This is a genomic window from Flavivirga jejuensis (assembly GCF_030540765.1).
Lineage (GTDB): Bacteria > Bacteroidota > Bacteroidia > Flavobacteriales > Flavobacteriaceae > Flavivirga > Flavivirga jejuensis.
This window is the reverse complement of sequence record NZ_JAUOEL010000008.1, coordinates 333,273-350,722: the sequence shown is the minus strand read 5'-3', so window position 1 is coordinate 350,722 and position 17,450 is coordinate 333,273. Positions and strand designations below refer to the sequence as shown.

Below are 17,450 nucleotides of genomic sequence, written 5' to 3'. Positions count from 1 at the left end.
TTGAAAAACTTAAATTATATAAAACTAATAGTTTTACATATTGTAATAGGGATATTAATATATGTTCTACCAGTACTATCTAAAGTTTACCTAATAGCTATTTTTGTCTATTTTGTTAATGCCATATTTAAAGCTAAACCATCGCAAAAAGTATTACAAGTTTTAATTGCTTGTGCTTATACAGTAGGCTCTGAGGTTTTTCTCAGGATGACAGGAGGTAGTTTTTTATACGAAACTTCAAAATATCTTGTTATCGTATTTTGTTTGATAGGTATGTTTAATGTTAAATCGTATAAACAACCCATACCATACATACTATATGTTTTTTTATTAATTCCAGGTATATTAGTTGCTGGATTTAACATAACAGAAGAAACTACTATAAGAACTGCAATTGCATTTAATTTAAGTGGCCCTGTGTGTTTAGGTGTCGTTGCTATTTTTTTTTATAAGAGAAAAATAGCGTATCAAGACTTTCATAAAATGTTTTTTGTAATGGCACTCCCATTAATAGCGAATACAACTTACCTTTTTCTATTCACTCCAGATATTAGAGACGTTATAACAGGTACAGGGTCTAATTTTGCTACTTCAGGAGGCTTTGGTCCTAATCAAGTTTCTACTGTTTTAGGTTTAGGAATGTTTGTTTTTACTATTAGATTTTTTATGCTCTCACCGTCGTTATTTCTTAAAATAATAAATGGAGTATTGTTAGCTGTGGTAAGCTATAGAGGTATTGTTACTTTTAGCAGAGGAGGTATTATTACAGCTTTGTTTATGATTATAGCTTTTATATATTTTTATTTTAAGAAAGTAAATATTAAAAGCAAATTTAGAATTAGTAGAATGCTATTTGTATTCATTGCCCTTGGCTTGTTAATTTGGTCCTTTTCTTCTTTACAAACAAGCGGATTTATTGAAAAACGATATGCAAATCAAGATGCTTTAGGGAGAGCAAAGGAAGATATTTCTACAGGTAGAAGTAATTTAATTTCTTTTGAGTTAGATGAGTTTTTTAAAAATCCAATTTTAGGTGTTGGTGTTGGGAAAATAAAGGAGTTAAGGCTAAAGAATAAGGGGGTTCTAGCTGCATCGCATAATGAGATGAGTCGTATTTTGTCTGAACATGGTTTGTTTGGTATGATGGCTTTATTAATTTTATTATTAACACCTTTGATATTTCGAATACAAAATAAATCAAACGTCTTTTTTTATTCGTGCTATTTTTTCTGGTTTTTGACTATTAATCATTCCTCTATGCGTATTGCTGCACCAGCATTTTTATATGGTCTGTGTTTGTTGGATGTAAAATATGCAATTCATAATACAAGAATTTTAGATAAAAAAAATCAATCAAGAGCAAAACATAAAACATCAACGAATTAATAATTAATGAAATTTTAGCATTTGAAACACCTAATTTATATAGGAAATAAATCTAATTTAAAAAGTAATACTAATATGTCTTCTGTAGATGTTTTAGGATCGTTACTTAATAATATAGGGTATAAAATTCTTTCAGTTTCAAATAAAAAAAACATAGTATTAAGGCTTTTAGAAATGCTTTGGACATGTTTTAAGCATAGAAAAAATACAGACTTTGTATTAATTGATACCTACAGCACATTAAATTTTTATTACGCATTTTTTGTAAGTCAATTGTGTAGACTTCTTAAATTAAAATATATACCTATTCTACATGGAGGGAATCTACCAGCTCGATTAAAAAAGTCTTCTAGGTTATGTAAAGCACTATTTAATCATGCCTATAAAAATATAGCCCCATCAAAATATATGCAGTTAAATTTTGAAAATTTAGGCTATACTAATATAGTTTGCATCCCAAATTCAATAGAGCTTAGTAATTATGTGTTTAAAGAAAGGTCTTTTGATAAAGTAAAATTATTATGGGTGCGCTCATTCTCGAAAATATATAACCCTATATTAGCAATTAAGCTTTTAAAAAGCTTAAAAGACATTAATATAGAAGCAGAACTTTGCATGGTTGGCCCAGATAGTGATGGAAGCATGCAGGAAAGTATGGATTATGCAAAGAAGTTAAAAGTGGAAGTAAGCTTTACAGGAAAATTATCAAAACAAGAATGGATAGAAATATCTAAAGATTATAACATTTTTATTAATACCACGAATTTTGACAATATGCCTGTTAGTGTTATTGAGGCTATGGCCTTAGGATTACCGGTTATATCTACTAATGTAGGAGGTATGCCTTTTCTAATAGAAGATGGGGAGACTGGTGTTTTAGTAGAACCAGATTCAGTAAGAGCGTTTATTGTGGCTATTAAAAAGTTGCTAAATTCACCAAAAAAATCAAATATTATGACTTTAAATGCTAGAAAAAGAGTAGAACAATTAGATTGGGAAATCATTAAAAATCAATGGAATAAAGTGTTGAAATAATTTTAACATTTGAATATACTTATTATCTTTATACGCTGTCAACTTGTTCTAAACAATGTCTAACCAAAGCATTCATTTTAATATTTCAGAACGTAAAATTCTGCTACGCATTTTCGATATTATTTCAATATTGATTGTGCTATATTTTGTTAGTAATACATTTGATTTTGATTATTTTACTATAACAAAAGAGAATTGGACATGGGTTTTTATACTTATTTTATACGTCTCAATATTTGGAACCATCTTTGAGCTTTACGATTTGCAGAAATCCAGCAAAATTGAAAAGATTTCTGCGAGTATTGTTTTTACAGTTTCAATAACTGTTCTGTTTTATTTTTTAACACCATTTTTCACACCTATATTACCAGATAATCGTTTGCAAATAGTATACTTCTATTTTGCAATGTTTATTGCCTTATTTCTATGGAGATTAGCATATATAACCTTTGTTGTTTCGCCAAGGTTTTATAAAAAAGTTTTAATTATTGGGGAAACATCTAATATTGAAACCATCGTTGAAGCTTTTAATAATTCAGACCCTAATTATAAAATAGTAGGTTTTATTAATTGTGAATTAAATAGTCTTGAATCTGTTAGATTTAGTGGCGTTTTGGAGTATAACCCAGATGAAATACGTCAGGTAATTAAAGACGAAAATATCTCGGAGATCGTTATAGCAAGTTATAACTCAGAATCTATTACTTCAGAAATTTATTATTCCCTTATTTCACTTTTAGAGGAGGGGTTTCCAATAAAAGAATATACGCAGGTATACGAAGAAATGGCACAGCGTATTCCCGTACAATTCGTTGGGAAAGATTTTTACAAGTATTTTCCATTTAGTAGAAGTAATAAAAATAAATTATACTTATTTTTTCGTCGGATTTTTGATATTACTATTTCCTTTGCAGGAGTTATAATTGGCATTCTATTTTTACCAATAATTTTGCTAGGTAATGTTATCGCTAATCGGGGACCACTTTTTTATTCTCAAAATAGAATAGGAAAAAATGGAAAAGTATTTAGAATTTTGAAATATAGAACCATGATTCGAAATGCTGAAAAAGCTGGAGCAGTTTGGGCTGAAAAAAAGGATGCAAGAGTCACTCTTTTTGGCAGATTTTTGCGGCATTCTAGATTAGACGAGATGCCTCAATTCATTAACATATTAAAAGGGGAAATGAGTTTGATTGGTCCCAGACCAGAACGCCCTGTTTTTGTTAAAGAACTATCACAAATATTACCTTTTTATGAAACGCGTCATATTGTTAAACCTGGTCTTACGGGTTGGGCACAAGTTAAAACTAGATATGGCTCTAGTGTTGATGATAGCCTACTAAAACTACAATACGATTTATATTATATAAAACACAAAAGCTTTTTCTTAGATATAAATATCTTAGTTAAAACGATAAGCACAATGATTTACTTTAGAGGGCAGTAGCTTAGTTTGCAGTATTCAGTTTACTGTTATGGTATTCAGTTTTTAAATTATCTTATGGTAGATAGCAGTTTAGTTTCTCTAGATAAAATTATTGACTATTGTAGTAAGAAACTAAATATAAATATCTAATAAATAAGGCTAATAATAAGGGAACTAATCCAATAGCAAATACCTGAATACCAATAATCCAATGCAGTGTTAATAGACATAATAAGATTATTAAAAATTTTAAATATTTAATAAACCAAGTACTTACTTTTTTCTTAAATAATTGTCGAATAATAAAAATGTTAAGAACACAGGCCCACAGCAAGTTGTAATTTTGATGCGTTCCTTTATGATCGGTTGCAAACCAAAGAAGTAATAGTAAGATACCTATAATTCCTGTGATGCTAAAGAGTGCAGTGTCCAGCCAGACACTCTGTTTCTTTTTTTTGAAATCTTGATAGGTTATAAAAAGAATTACCCCTCCTATAATGCTTAAAATGAAAAGAGGACTGGTAAAAAAAGTGTTTGGCTTTGGAGTTTCTTTTTTAGAATATAAAATGCGACTGTCTTTAACTAAAGGTATGTCATTGTTGTTTATTGATGCATTTTCGAAAAACTTGAATATATTTTCTGGTAAAAACATATGTTCTTCTGCAGTTGCTTTTTTGTCTATAACCGATCCAAGGGCTATATCTATACCTAAACTTCCCCAGGAATTTCTATTAAGATTATTTTGAATTAAAGTTCTAAAAGAGGCTTCTTTATACTCCATAGGAGGATTAAAAACAATGGTATTACTTAAACTAATGTTAGCTACGTCCTTAATTTTTGTAGCACAATTATCGAAAAAGAAATCATATAAATAATTTCTGTTTTCTGGTTTATAATTATTTACTAAAAAGGCATAAAGCTTTTGTTTTTCTTCTTGAGAAAGATTTAAAACTTGCTCTTTAACAGTTCTATTTTGTCTAATATAAAAACTTAAAAAATCATAGTAATTACTCGTTCCTAGTGAATAGTTTAATTTACCTCTGGAAAAATTTAAATAAAAATTTGGTGCTTCAAAATCAAAGCGCCCATAATCAAATGTCTTATCCAAGTTATTTAGCGGATCTTTTACTCTAAAAGCATTATGTCCAAAAGCATCATTTAAAGACGATCCTGGAGCAATTGTGAGTACGCTAATTTCAGTTTGAGCAGATAGGTTTTTTTGTTGCCCAATTGTTGCTTCAACAAAAAAAAGAAGAAATAAAAAGAATAAAGTTTTATGCATTTAAATAAATATTATCTAAAGATACTAAAATCAAGTTTTAGTGAAAATACATTTGAATATAAAGCAACACTTTGGTCTCCAATATCGGTAAAAGCATAATCTATTTGAACCCCATTGTATTTAAAACCAACTCCAAAACTTGGTTGAAAGCTTAGTTGTTCGGTATTATCTATTTGTAATTCATTTTGAAAATTACCCATACCAGCTCGTAAATATACCATGTCTATATAGTCAAATTCGAAGCCTAAAGCAGGGTTTATGCTAGCAAAAGATGATGAAATTATATCGTTATTTTCTTCAAAACGTACATTTAAATTCACTGCTGTTAGTAAGCTATAGTCATAATTAAAATCTACTAATTTAGAAATTCCAATTTGAAGTTTAGGAATAGTGATTTCTGTAGTTTCTGGTAATTCTTGATTTTGACCAGCTACTGCATTTTGAATCTTAGCAAATTCATCTTTATCGATAGCCCAAGCATTAAAAGTTGTTGTAATATCGCGAGCCATAACCCCAAATTTCCAGTTGTTACCCGTCTCAAACTGGATACCAAAATCTAAACCAAAACCCCAAGAAGATGCAAAATCACCTATAACGCGCCGTATTACTTTAGCATTTACACCATAATTAAGACCCTGTAGAGGAAGTTTTCTTGCATACGAAAATGTTAATCCATAGTCTGCCGTAGAAAATAAACTAATTCTATCGTAATTTATATTACCCTGCTCATCGATAAGTTGTGTGGTGTTTAAAATATCATCAACAGCAAAACGTATTAATGATATCCCAAAGGCACTTTGGTTGTCTAAAGGCTTTGCAAAAGCGATATAATCGTAATTAGCAATATTTGCAAAGTAGCTGGAATGCATTAAAGCGAATTGATTGTCTTCAATTTTTAATAAACCAGCAGGATTCCAATAACCAGAATTAACATCTGCAGAATGAGATGTAACAGCACTACTCATACCCAAAGCAGCAGCATCTACACCTATATTCATAAACTCATTAGAATATTTTCTAACAGTTTGACTAAATATTGATACAGATATACTACAAAACAATGCCGTTATGTAAAACTTCAAACGCAATTTTTTTACAAAGATGCACATAATCCCTATTTAATCATAAAAATATCAGATTTAAACTTGTCTATTATTATTTTAGTTACTTATCTATTAACCCTTGTAATAGAACATCACAAATAAAGGGTAACGCTTATTTTATATCTGCCATTTCATAATTGAGTTAGTATAATTTATAAACTTATAAACTTGAAATTATAATAGATATTGTTCAATACTTGTTTTACACAATAATTGTTTGCTATTTTTACAAAAATAAATTTTAAATACTAAGACCACTTTTACTGTAGTTGTACAAGTATAATAAATATTTAGCGATCACATATAACCAACCCATATAAGCAACAAAATCTACATATGAAACGACACATTCCTAATGCACTAACACTTTTAAACTTATTATGTGGAAGTATTGCGGTTATCTTTGCTATTGACGATCATTTTATTGCTGCTTCTCTGTTTGTTTTCTTAGGCATATTTTTTGATTTTTTTGATGGTTTTGCCGCTAGAAAGTTACATGTTCAAAGCGAACTAGGTCTACAGTTAGATTCTCTAGCCGATATGGTGACGAGTGGCTTAGTGCCTGGGATTATTATGTATAAGTTGTTGTCGTTAACAGTAAATAGTTCAGGTAAAGTAGATAATAATTGGTCTTCAAATACAGATTGGTTAGATTTTAATTTGCCTATACTCCCTCTTTTAGGGTTATTTATAACGCTAGCTTCTGCTTACCGTTTAGCAAACTTTAATTTAGATGTCGAACAACAAAGCTATTTTAAAGGTTTACCAACGCCAGCAAATACATTATTCATTATATCGCTACCATTAATTATGGAATTTCAAGATAGCGATGCCATGAATACCATTATTTTAGATAAATGGTTTTTAATAAGTGTAACAATATTGAGTTGTTGGCTACTAAACAGTAGTATCAAACTATTTGCTCTAAAGTTCCAAAGTTGGAGTTTTAAAGCCAATGCAACCAGATACATTTTTATAATATTATGCGCAGTATCATTAATTATATTACAGTTTGCTGCCATACCAATTATTATATTACTTTATATTTTCATGTCTATTTTAGACAATTTTAAATCAAAATAATAACCATGTTAGAAATTATTTTCACACTTTTAATGCTTGTTTTACTGCAAGCTGTTTTAGGGTTTGATAACCTATTATACATTTCTTTAGAATCGAAAAAAGCGCCACAAACAGATCAAAAACGAGTAAGAAAAGTGGGCATACTTATAGCCATAGGATTAAGGATTGTATTATTATTTGTATTAGTTTCTATTATTGATTTTTTTCAAGACCCATTCTCGTTTTTAACTGCTGAAATTGGAGACGTAGCAAGTTTTGCTTTTAACGGACACAGCATTATTGTACTAGTAGGAGGCGGATTTATTATTTATACAGCGATTAAAGAAATCTGGCATATGATATCTAAACACGATTTAAATGATGCCGTTGGAGACGATGGGAAAGGGAGTAAATCTTCTAATGCTGTCATTGCAAGTATTGTATTGATGAATTTAGTGTTTTCTTTCGATTCTATATTAGCTGCCATTGGTTTAACTAACGAACTAGAAAACTCTACAACAGCTTTTATTGTTATGGCTATTGCCATAGTAATAAGTGGCTTGTTAATGCTGTTTTTAGCAGATAAAATTTCGGTTTTCTTAGCTAAAAATAGGATGTACGAAGTGCTAGGCTTGTTTATTTTATTTATTGTAGGTATTATGTTGGTAACCGAAGGCGGACATTTAGCACATTTAAAGTTATTTGGAAACCCTATAGAATCTATGAGTAAAACCACGTTTTATTTTGTGATTGCTATTTTAGTAATAACAGATATTGTACAAGGGCGTTATCAGAAAAAATTACTAAGCGAACAAGAACATATAGAAAATAAAGATAAATAACTATAATATAGCATGAAGGACATTAAATACCCCGTAGATTTTAAATTTAATATTGGAACACTTGCAAATGATTTTATTGCAAAAGATACCTTAGGAATAACACTTGCTTACGTAAGGCAAAAGATGTTTAAACTAAAAGAAGATATTCTTATTTATAATGATGAAAGTAAAACAGAAATCAACTATAGAATTAAAGCAGATAGATGGATTGATTTTTCGGCTGCCTACAGCATTAAAGACAAAAACAATAACGAAATAGGTAAAATTGCACGAAAAGGATGGAAATCTATATGGAAAACGGAATATGAATTAATAAACCAGCACCAAAAATTACAATATCACATTAGAGAAGATAATGCCTGGGTAAAAGTTCTTGATTCATTATTAGGACAAGTTCCAGTTTTAGGGGCATTAACAGGTTATTTTTTTAACCCGAGTTATAGTGTATTAGATTTAAAAAATAAGCCTATAGTTAGATTAAAAAAAGAAGCTTCATTTTTTGGAAGAAAATTTCAAATTACAAAATTAAGTGATATTGATTTGGATGATGAAGAACGTATTATTTTAGGCTTAATGATGATGATTCTTTTAGAAAGAAGAAAGGGTTAATCTGAAGTAAAGAATTCCTCGACGCTCTGTGTGAGGTTTCGAATGTCACCTCTCCTTTGGAGCTACCAGAACTGCTTTTTTTAGCAGTTCTGGGAGAGGTAAAATATAGAATTTTGGTTTTAACCTTTTAGGTCAAAACCTGTTGTGATCAACTTGATTGGGTATGAAACCAATGAAATATGGCTCTGCCTCGAAAATAGTTGGTTTCCAGAAATTTTTTATTTGTCTAAATTTGAATCTTTATTTTTAGGATTACGTTTAGCTTTTTTTAAGCTTTCATTTAGCATCCATTCAATTTGACCATTAGTGCTGCGGAATTCATCCGCAGCCCATTTTTCTATAGCTTTGAGCATATCTTCATTTATTCGTAATGCAAAAGCCTTTTTTTTAGCCATTTGATTTATTAATTATTTATATAAATTTAAAATACAAATGTATTATTTATTAGTGAAACTCAATTTTGAAAAGTCTATAAGACGCATTCAAAATTGTAAGTTGAACCACGCCTTTGTTGTGGCAGGCTAATCCCGCTTCTTGTATTGAACTAGTTTCAGCATTTAGCGGGATCTATTTAATACCAATTATTATTGGTTTAAAGTACCAGTATTTAAAACAGGAGAAGCGTCTTTATCACCACAAAGTATAACCAGAAGATTACTAACCATAGCAGCTTTTCGTTCTTCGTCTAAGTCCACAATGTTTTTCTTTCCTAATTCTTGAAGAGCCATTTCAACCATACTTACAGCCCCTTCTACAATTTTATGTCTTGCAGCAACTATAGCTGTTGCTTGTTGGCGTTTTAACATCGCATTTGCAATTTCCTGTGCATAGGCTAAATAGCCTATTCTTGCTTCTAATACTTCAATACCAGCAATTGATAAGCGTTCATCAATTTCTTTTTCTAAAGCTTCACTAACTTCATTAACGCTAGAACGTAGCGTAATATCTTCTGTATGACCTTCATCAGCGAAATTATCGTATGGATACATACTTGCCAGTTTTCTAACAGCTGCATCTGTCTGTACTTTAACAAAATTTTCATAATTATCAATGTCAAAGGATGCTTTGTAAGTGTCTTTTACTCTCCAAACGAGTATCGTGCTAATCATAATTGGGTTCCCTAGTTTATCATTTACTTTTAAACGCTCGCTATCAAAATTACGAGCGCGTAGCGAAATCTTCTTGCTAGTGTAAAATGGAATTATCCAATAGAAACCATTTTTGTTAATTGTCCCTACATACTTTCCGAATAACAATAATACTATAGAGTTATTTGGCTGAACCATAATGAAGCCTTTAAATAAGAAAGCAGAAATAATAAAAGGGATTAAAAAGAATAAACTTCCAGTTAAAATTACTATTGTAATGCTTCCAAAAAGCGTAATAAAAAAAATAAATAGCATTGAATAGCCATCTGTTGGTGTGATTATTTTTTCTGATTTCATAAGTCTATTATTAATTTAAAATGATATTATTTTGATATCATAAAGATATAGTTAAATTTTCGATATTTAAAAATATTTTAATGTTATTTTATGTAGAATTGCTTTTTGATTCATACAACTATGATCCAAAAGGTGAGTAAAATATGTGTTTAAAGTAAAAAAGAAGAAAAAGGAAAACTTATAAAGGTTATATTTTTAACCCGTTGTGCATTTTAAATGAAATTCACTCAAACTGACAGTTAATTTAGCCCAAAAAATCAAAAAGCACAACAGCTTATTTTTAATTAGTTTTTTTAAATGAAGATAGAGAGACTGCTTAGTAGAAAAAGATAATCCTACTATTAGGAAAGATTGTCCAAAGATTGGATTTGCCTACCCGAATAAAAAACAGAAGTAGATTTAATATTTATAATACTCAAGTGGATTCCTGCCTATGTAAGAATGGCAAACAACACAGGAGAAGTGAGAAATAACCAAACGGACTTAGTGCCTAATCTCGAATCCTCTTCTTACGAAGTTCGAAATTTTGACCTAAATATACTTTACGTACCATTTCATCATTAGCAAGATCTTCAGGGATGCCATGTTTTAAAATACCACCTTCAAACATTAAGTATGTTCTATCTGTAATAGCAAGCGTTTCTTGAACGTTATGATCGGTAATTAAAATACCAATATTCTTTTTGGTAAGTTGTGCAACAATACGTTGTATGTCCTCAACTGCCACAGGATCTACACCTGCAAATGGCTCATCTAATAAAATAAAACTAGGGTCGGTTGCTAAAGCACGAGCGATTTCCGTACGGCGGCGTTCACCTCCTGATAATAAATCACCACGACTTTTACGAATATGTCCTAAACCAAATTCTTCAATAAGTGACTCCATTTTATCGTTTTGTTCCTTTTTACTAAGCTTAGTAAGTTGCAAAACACTTAAAATATTATCTTCGATACTTAGTTTTCTAAAAACAGAAGCCTCTTGTGCTAAATACCCAATACCATTTTGCGCACGTTTGTACATCGGGTATTTTGTAATTTCAGTATTATCTAAAAAAATATGACCGCCATTGGGTTTTATTAAGCCAACAATCATGTAAAAAGATGTGGTTTTTCCAGCACCATTAGGTCCTAAAAGTCCAACAATTTCACCTTGTTTTACTTCAAGAGAAACATCTTTAACCACTTTTCGTCCGCTATAGGACTTCATTAAATTTTCAGCTTTTAAAATCATAATTGCAATAACGTAATTTTTATTTAATTGAAAAAGTATTACGCTGTGTATAACGTAGGGTTACTTTTGAAATTGTCATTTTCACCTTTGATCTAGGTTTATAAAACTTAAAAGACACATTCATACATAGCTTTTATTGAGCTTCTAAGGCGTCCCAAAATTCATAAGCACGACGCAAATGAGGAATAACAATAGTACCACCAACTAAGGTTGCTATACTTAATGCTTCAACAACTTCTTCCTTTTTTAAACCTATTTTATAACTAGCTTCCATGTGGTATTTTATACAATCATCGCATCGTAAAACGGCAGAAGCTACCAAGCCTAAAAGTTCTTTGGTTTTAACATCTAAAGCACCTTCCGCGTAAGCGTTAGTATCTAAATTAAAGATGCGTTTTATTACCTTATTATTATCTGCTAAAATTTTATCGTTCATTTTAGAACGATATTCATTGAATTCATTTACTATATCAGGCATGTTTTTTTTCTTTTCGTTTTTGATTTCTAATAACAATTTTAGAAATATAAATACTCGCTTGATATAAAATTAGAAGAGGAATTGCTACAATTATCTGACTAACAATATCGGGAGGTGTTATAATAGCTGAAAGAATCAAAACAAGTACTAAAGCATATTTTCTGTATTTTTTTAAAAATTCTGGCGTTACCAATCCTATTTTAGTTAAGAAATAAATGATAATAGGAAGCTCGAAAATTAAGCCAGAAGCTAAAACAGACGATCTCACCAAGGCTATAAAATTACCAATGTCTATTTGATTGTCGACCTTAGTTGAAATACTATAGTTTGCTAAAAAATTAATAGATAGAGGTGTCACTATATAATAACCAAATAAAGCACCTGTAAAGAATAACAGAGATGAAATAATGATAAAACCGCGGGAATGTTTTCGTTCATTATCATGTAAACCAGGACTAATAAATTTCCATAACTGATAAATAATATATGGGAACGAAATAATAAAACCAGCTAGTATAGCCGTCCATATATCTGCCGAAAACTGACCAGCCATGGTTCTGTTTTGTAATATTATAGGAACTTCATCATTACAAAAAGTAGTGTCTAAATTTATAAATGTTGCTGTTTTGCATAAAAAATCATAAGTTGGAAACCCCATTTCTAATGGTGCAAAAATAATAGCTTCGAATATAAACCTACTAAAAATAAAAGCTAACGTAGCAACAATTACTATTGCTAAACAGATTCTAATTAAATGCCATCTTAAATCTTCAAGATGATCTAAAAAAGACATCTCATTTATATTTTTTTTTGCCATTATATAATACCCTCTTTTATTAAATCGTGTAAATGAATCACACCTGCATAGTTACCGTTTTCTTCAACTAGTAATTGAGAAATGCCATTTGTTTCCATAACCTCCAAAGCTTCAATTGCCATAGCTTCGGCATTAATGCGTTTTGGGTTAGTACCCATAATATCTGTAGCAGTTAATGACGCGAAATCATCAACTTTGCTTAACATTCTACGCAAATCTCCATCAGTTATAATACCAGCAATTTTATCATTTTCCACAACAGCAGTAACACCTAGCATCTTTTCAGTGATCTCAATGATAATATCTTTTATGTTTGTAGTTGGGGTCACTTTAGGTTTTTCGTTTACCGATGATATATCTTGAACGCGCAAATATAATTTTTTTCCTAACGCCCCTCCAGGGTGATATTTTGCAAAATCATTGCTAGAAAACCCCCGTAGTTCTAATAAGCAAATAGCAAGTGCATCGCCAATAACCAACTGGGCTGTAGTACTTGTAGTTGGAGCTAAGTTATTTGGACAAGCCTCTTTTTCAACAAAAGCATTCAAAACATAATCAACTTGTTGCCCTAAAAAAGAATCTTTATTTCCCGTTATAGCAATCATTTTATTATTAGCACTCTTTATTAATGGTATTAAAACTTTAATTTCTGGGGTGTTTCCACTTTTAGAAATGCAAATAACAACATCGTCTTTAAGGATAAGTCCTAAATCACCATGTATAGCATCTGCAGCATGCATAAAAATAGAAGGCGTTCCTGTCGAATTTAATGTAGCTACAATTTTATTAGCAATTATAGCACTTTTTCCAATTCCTGTAATAATTACACGTCCTTTAGAGTTATAAATAAGTTGTACAGCATCAGCAAAATCATCTGTTATTAAGCCAGATAAATTTGAAATGGCTTGACTTTCTGTTTCAATAGTTAATTTTGCAGTTTGAATGATAGAATTAGTACTATTCAAAATTTATGTCTTTTTAGTTGATGATTTTAAAGATTTTATTATCTTTAATGGTAGTCAAATTAAAATTTATTGTAATTTGGATTTTCGTTACAAAACTAACGAAAAAAAAATGAGGGGATCTCTAAATACACTATTAAATTAATCAAGAAAGTTTTAATATTTTAGTGTACGATATTAAGTAAATAAATTTTTATACAATTCATGTTAATAGCAAAAAGTGACTTGCACTCTGCTCTCAAGAAGTATTTTGGATTTAATAAATTCAAGGGGTTGCAAGAAGATGTTATCGAAAGTATCTTATCAAGAAATCATACGTTTGTAATTATGCCAACTGGTGGCGGAAAATCATTATGTTATCAATTACCAGCATTAATGCAAGAGGGTACTGCTATTGTGGTATCTCCATTAATAGCATTAATGAAAAACCAAGTGGATGCCATAAGAGGTGTTTCTAATGAAGAAGGCGTAGCACATGTATTAAATTCTTCATTAAATAAAACAGAGGTAAAACGTGTTAAAGAAGATATAGTAAACGGGATTACTAAATTACTATATGTGGCACCAGAATCTTTAACAAAAGAGGAAAATGTTGAATTTTTACGTTCTGTAAAAGTGTCTTTCTTGGCGATTGATGAGGCTCACTGTATTAGCGAATGGGGGCATGATTTTAGACCAGAATACAGGAATTTGCGTCATATTATTAGTAGAATAGGTGATAATATTCCTATTATTGGTTTAACAGCAACTGCGACACCTAAAGTTCAAGAGGATATTATTAAGAATTTAGGGATTAGTAATGCAAGAACCTTTAAAGCCTCTTTTAATAGACCTAATTTATATTATGAGGTTAGGCCAAAAACGAAAAATGTAGATGCAGATATAATTCGATTTATAAAACAAAACGATGGCAAGTCTGGTATTGTATATTGTTTAAGTAGAAAACGTGTAGAAGAACTTGCTCAAGTACTCCAGGTAAATGGTGTTAAGGCTGTGCCTTACCATGCAGGATTAGATGCAAAATCGAGATCTAGCTATCAAGATAAATTCTTAATGGAAGATGTAGATGTTGTTGTTGCGACTATTGCTTTCGGTATGGGAATAGATAAGCCCGACGTTCGTTTTGTAATTCATCATGACATTCCAAAAAGTATAGAAAGTTATTATCAGGAAACTGGTAGGGCAGGACGTGATGGTGGTGAAGGACATTGCTTGGCGTATTATGCTTATAAAGACATTGAAAAATTAGAAAAATTCATGTCTGGTAAACCTGTTGCAGAACAAGAAATTGGACAAGCATTATTACAAGAAGTTGTTGCGTTTGCAGAAACATCTATTTCAAGAAGGAAATTTATTTTACACTATTTTGGTGAAGAGTTTGATAATAAGACTGGGGAAGGTGGCGATATGGATGATAATGTTAGGCATCCAAAAAAGAAAAGCGAAGCTAAAGAAGATGTTGTCCTATTATTAGAAACGATAAAAAATACCAACGAGAAATATAAATCTAAAGATCTGGTAAATGTTATTGTTGGTAAGGAGAATGCTTTAATTAATTCTCATAGAACTAATGAGCAGCCATTTTTTGGAAAAGGTAAGGGGAAAGACAATAAATACTGGATGGCATTATTAAGACAAGTATTGGTTGCTGGATTTCTTAGAAAGGATATTGAGACTTATGGTGTTATTAAGTTAAATGAGTCTGGTCTATCTTTTATAAAGAACCCTTTGTCGTTTATGATGACCGAAGATCACATATTTGAAGGCGAACAAGAAGATGGCACTATTATTACAGCAGCGAAAGGCGGTGGAGCAGTAGCAGATGAATTATTAATGAAGATGCTTAAAGATTTGCGTAAAAAGAATGCAAAAAAAATAAGCGTACCACCTTTTGTTATTTTCCAGGACCCTTCACTTGAAGATATGGCCTTAAAATATCCTATTAATTTAGCAGAATTATCAAATGTTCACGGTGTAGGAGAAGGAAAAGCTAAAAAATACGGTAAAGATTTTGTAGAGTTAATTTCTAATTATGTTGAAGAAAATGATATTGTTCGTCCAGATGATTTGGTTGTAAAATCTACAGGAATCAATTCAGCTAACAAGTTATATATCATTCAAAATATAGATAGAAAATTACCATTAGATGATATCGCATCGTCTAAAGGGATGTCTATGGGCGATTTTGTTAGAGAGATGGAAGCTATTGTTTATTCTGGTACTAAATTAAATATCAATTACTGGATTGATGATGTTTTAGATGAAGACCAGCAAGAAGAAATTCATGATTATTTTATGGAGTCAGAATCAGATAGTATAGATGATGCCATCGAAGAATTTGATGGAGATTATGATGATGAAGAGTTACGTTTGTACCGTATTAAGTTTATTAGTGAAGTGGCAAACTAAAATATTTACTCATTACAGAAAATTCGAGGGATTCATTTAAAACACATAATATGATTGTATAAATATTTATTATTAGGAGATAAATGTTTTAAAAAAATACTAACAGAAAGATAAAGATCATCTGAAAATGCAATGCAAATACATCGTTTTTATCATTTGATCTTGCCACCATATTTTAAATATTCTTAATATATTCTTTTTTAAGAAATACATTACAATCGTCGTACTTTCCACTTAGTTTCCTATCTTTGCACTTTCTTAAAAATTAGAACAATGCAAGACGGTTTATACGCAAAATTTAATACAACTAAAGGAGAAATACTTGTTACTTTAGAATATCAGAAAACACCTGGAACAGTAGGTAACTTTGTAGCCTTAGCAGAAGGGAATCTTGAAAATAAAGTAAAACCTCAAGGAACACCTTATTACGATGGTTTAAAATTCCATAGAGTTATTCCAGATTTTATGATTCAAGGAGGCTGTCCACAAGGTACAGGTTCTGGAAATCCAGGATATCAATTTGATGATGAATTTCATCCAGATTTAAAACACGATGCTCCTGGGATTTTATCAATGGCAAATGCTGGACCAGGAACCAACGGAAGTCAGTTTTTTATCACTCATGTTGAAACACCATGGTTAGATAATAATCATACAGTTTTTGGTAAAGTAAAAGAAGGACAAGATATTGTTGATGCTATAACGCAGGATGATTCTATTAATAGTTTAGAGATAATTCGTGTAGGTAGTGATGCGGAAGCTTACAATGCTATTGAGGCTTTTAGAACTTTTGAAGGATCTAGAGAGAAAAGATTAGCAGCAGCAAAACAAGCGGCTGAAGGAGAATTAGACAAAATTGCTACTGGTTTTAATAAAACAGATAGTGGTTTAAGATATCAAATAATTCAAGAAGGTAGTGGGGTAAATGCAGAGACTGGTAAAACAGTATCAGTTCATTATAAAGGACAATTAGCAGATGGAACTGTTTTCGATTCGTCATACAAACGTAACGAGCCAATTGATTTCTCATTAGGTACTGGTCAAGTTATTGCTGGTTGGGATGAAGGTGTAGGTTTACTAAAAGTAGGTGATAAAGCACGTTTCGTAATACCAAGCCATTTAGGATATGGAAGTAGAGGAGCAGGAGGCGTTATACCACCAGATGCAACTCTTATTTTTGATGTTGAGTTGATGGATGTGAAATAATTACTATTTAGACATATAAATTTATAAAAACACCTATTCGTAGGTGTTTTTTTTTATGTAAGGATTTAATTTTAGGCTTATAATTTAGGGATATACACCACAACGCTTATTTATTTTGTTTGTCGTTTTTTTTATTTTTAAATCATTATAAGTTTAT

The 17,450-nt window shown here is 30.6% G+C and carries 16 protein-coding genes; 8 read left to right on the top strand and 8 right to left on the bottom strand.

Features of this window, described 5'->3' with window-relative positions; genetic code table 11:
* Genes Q4Q40_RS20775 through Q4Q40_RS20765 form a run of 3 tightly spaced genes read left to right on the top strand, consistent with a single transcriptional unit; the run spans position 1 to position 3,868 of the window.
* Positions 1-1,386: an O-antigen ligase family protein gene (locus tag Q4Q40_RS20775; RefSeq protein WP_303303952.1), complete on the top strand. Its 1,386-nt coding sequence runs from the start codon at positions 1-3 to the stop codon at positions 1,384-1,386.
* Positions 1,387-1,407: 21 nt separating this feature from the next.
* Positions 1,408-2,421 (top strand): glycosyltransferase family 4 protein, encoded by a 1,014-nt coding sequence (locus Q4Q40_RS20770; RefSeq protein ID WP_303303951.1) that lies wholly within the window; start codon positions 1,408-1,410, stop codon positions 2,419-2,421.
* Between the two features lie 55 nt (positions 2,422-2,476).
* A complete protein-coding gene (locus tag Q4Q40_RS20765) occupies positions 2,477-3,868 on the top strand; it encodes a sugar transferase (protein ID WP_303303950.1) in 1,392 nt (463 codons plus the stop codon).
* 88 nt (positions 3,869-3,956) lie between these two features.
* Here Q4Q40_RS20765 and Q4Q40_RS20760 read toward each other — a convergent pair whose 3' ends face one another.
* Together Q4Q40_RS20760 and Q4Q40_RS20755 are read right to left on the bottom strand one after the other, a co-directional pair.
* Positions 3,957-5,129 (bottom strand): lipoprotein N-acyltransferase Lnb domain-containing protein, encoded by a 1,173-nt coding sequence (locus tag Q4Q40_RS20760; protein WP_303303949.1) that lies wholly within the window; start codon positions 5,127-5,129, stop codon positions 3,957-3,959.
* An 11-nt stretch (positions 5,130-5,140) separates the two neighbouring features.
* Positions 5,141-6,211, bottom strand: coding sequence for a putative type IX sorting system protein PorV2 (locus Q4Q40_RS20755; RefSeq protein WP_303303947.1), 1,071 nt, complete (start codon positions 6,209-6,211; stop codon positions 5,141-5,143).
* Between the two features lie 357 nt (positions 6,212-6,568).
* Between Q4Q40_RS20755 and Q4Q40_RS20750 the strand changes: the two genes are divergently transcribed.
* The 3 genes from Q4Q40_RS20750 to Q4Q40_RS20740 are packed head-to-tail and all read left to right on the top strand — an operon-like array spanning position 6,569 to position 8,745.
* Positions 6,569-7,315 carry a CDP-alcohol phosphatidyltransferase family protein gene (locus Q4Q40_RS20750; RefSeq protein WP_303303946.1) on the top strand — a complete coding sequence of 249 codons (747 nt, stop codon included), beginning with the start codon at positions 6,569-6,571 and terminating at the stop codon, positions 7,313-7,315.
* A 5-nt stretch (positions 7,316-7,320) separates the two neighbouring features.
* Positions 7,321-8,136 carry a TerC family protein gene (locus Q4Q40_RS20745; protein ID WP_303303945.1) on the top strand — a complete coding sequence of 272 codons (816 nt, stop codon included), beginning with the start codon at positions 7,321-7,323 and terminating at the stop codon, positions 8,134-8,136.
* A gap of 12 nt (positions 8,137-8,148) precedes the next feature.
* Complete coding sequence (locus tag Q4Q40_RS20740) at positions 8,149-8,745, top strand: LURP-one-related family protein (protein ID WP_303303944.1); 597 nt, start codon at positions 8,149-8,151, stop codon at positions 8,743-8,745.
* 218 nt (positions 8,746-8,963) lie between these two features.
* On the opposite strand, the gene Q4Q40_RS20735 is transcribed toward Q4Q40_RS20740, so the two are convergent.
* From Q4Q40_RS20735 to Q4Q40_RS20710, 6 genes are all read right to left on the bottom strand, one after another.
* A complete protein-coding gene (locus Q4Q40_RS20735) occupies positions 8,964-9,140 on the bottom strand; it encodes a type II toxin-antitoxin system antitoxin (RefSeq protein ID WP_303303942.1) in 177 nt (58 codons plus the stop codon).
* Positions 9,141-9,329: 189 nt separating this feature from the next.
* On the bottom strand, positions 9,330-10,190 hold the full coding sequence (locus Q4Q40_RS20730; RefSeq protein WP_303303941.1) for an SPFH domain-containing protein: 861 nt from the start codon (positions 10,188-10,190) through the stop codon (positions 9,330-9,332).
* A 490-nt stretch (positions 10,191-10,680) separates the two neighbouring features.
* Positions 10,681-11,421 carry an LPS export ABC transporter ATP-binding protein gene (lptB, locus tag Q4Q40_RS20725; RefSeq protein ID WP_303303940.1) on the bottom strand — a complete coding sequence of 247 codons (741 nt, stop codon included), beginning with the start codon at positions 11,419-11,421 and terminating at the stop codon, positions 10,681-10,683.
* A gap of 133 nt (positions 11,422-11,554) precedes the next feature.
* Positions 11,555-11,899 carry a carboxymuconolactone decarboxylase family protein gene (locus Q4Q40_RS20720; protein WP_303303939.1) on the bottom strand — a complete coding sequence of 115 codons (345 nt, stop codon included), beginning with the start codon at positions 11,897-11,899 and terminating at the stop codon, positions 11,555-11,557.
* On the bottom strand, positions 11,892-12,716 hold the full coding sequence (tatC, locus tag Q4Q40_RS20715) for a twin-arginine translocase subunit TatC (protein WP_303303938.1): 825 nt from the start codon (positions 12,714-12,716) through the stop codon (positions 11,892-11,894). Before tatC ends, Q4Q40_RS20720 begins: the two co-directional genes overlap by 8 nt.
* Positions 12,716-13,681, bottom strand: a complete 966-nt coding sequence (locus tag Q4Q40_RS20710) for a KpsF/GutQ family sugar-phosphate isomerase (RefSeq protein WP_303303937.1) — start codon at positions 13,679-13,681, stop codon at positions 12,716-12,718. Before Q4Q40_RS20710 ends, tatC begins: the two co-directional genes overlap by 1 nt.
* Positions 13,682-13,882: 201 nt before the next feature.
* On the opposite strand from Q4Q40_RS20710, the gene Q4Q40_RS20705 reads away from it, so the two are divergent.
* Both Q4Q40_RS20705 and Q4Q40_RS20700 read left to right on the top strand, forming a co-directional pair.
* A complete protein-coding gene (locus Q4Q40_RS20705; RefSeq protein WP_303303936.1) occupies positions 13,883-16,087 on the top strand; it encodes an ATP-dependent DNA helicase RecQ in 2,205 nt (734 codons plus the stop codon).
* 273 nt (positions 16,088-16,360) lie between these two features.
* Positions 16,361-17,293, top strand: a complete 933-nt coding sequence (locus tag Q4Q40_RS20700) for a peptidylprolyl isomerase (RefSeq protein WP_303303935.1) — start codon at positions 16,361-16,363, stop codon at positions 17,291-17,293.
* Positions 17,294-17,450 lie beyond the last annotated feature (157 nt).

Coding starts and splice junctions, on each gene's coding strand:
- Q4Q40_RS20735 (WP_303303942.1), bottom strand. CDS start 9,140: ATGGCTAAAAAAAAGGCTTTTGCATTACGAATAAATGAAGATATGCTC.
- Q4Q40_RS20700 (WP_303303935.1), top strand. CDS start 16,361: ATGCAAGACGGTTTATACGCAAAATTTAATACAACTAAAGGAGAAATA.
- Q4Q40_RS20745 (WP_303303945.1), top strand. CDS start 7,321: ATGTTAGAAATTATTTTCACACTTTTAATGCTTGTTTTACTGCAAGCT.
- Q4Q40_RS20740 (WP_303303944.1), top strand. CDS start 8,149: ATGAAGGACATTAAATACCCCGTAGATTTTAAATTTAATATTGGAACA.
- lptB (WP_303303940.1), bottom strand. CDS start 11,421: ATGATTTTAAAAGCTGAAAATTTAATGAAGTCCTATAGCGGACGAAAA.
- Q4Q40_RS20750 (WP_303303946.1), top strand. CDS start 6,569: ATGAAACGACACATTCCTAATGCACTAACACTTTTAAACTTATTATGT.
- Q4Q40_RS20705 (WP_303303936.1), top strand. CDS start 13,883: ATGTTAATAGCAAAAAGTGACTTGCACTCTGCTCTCAAGAAGTATTTT.
- Q4Q40_RS20730 (WP_303303941.1), bottom strand. CDS start 10,190: ATGAAATCAGAAAAAATAATCACACCAACAGATGGCTATTCAATGCTA.
- Q4Q40_RS20760 (WP_303303949.1), bottom strand. CDS start 5,129: ATGCATAAAACTTTATTCTTTTTATTTCTTCTTTTTTTTGTTGAAGCA.
- tatC (WP_303303938.1), bottom strand. CDS start 12,716: ATGGCAAAAAAAAATATAAATGAGATGTCTTTTTTAGATCATCTTGAA.
- Q4Q40_RS20720 (WP_303303939.1), bottom strand. CDS start 11,899: ATGCCTGATATAGTAAATGAATTCAATGAATATCGTTCTAAAATGAAC.
- Q4Q40_RS20765 (WP_303303950.1), top strand. CDS start 2,477: ATGTCTAACCAAAGCATTCATTTTAATATTTCAGAACGTAAAATTCTG.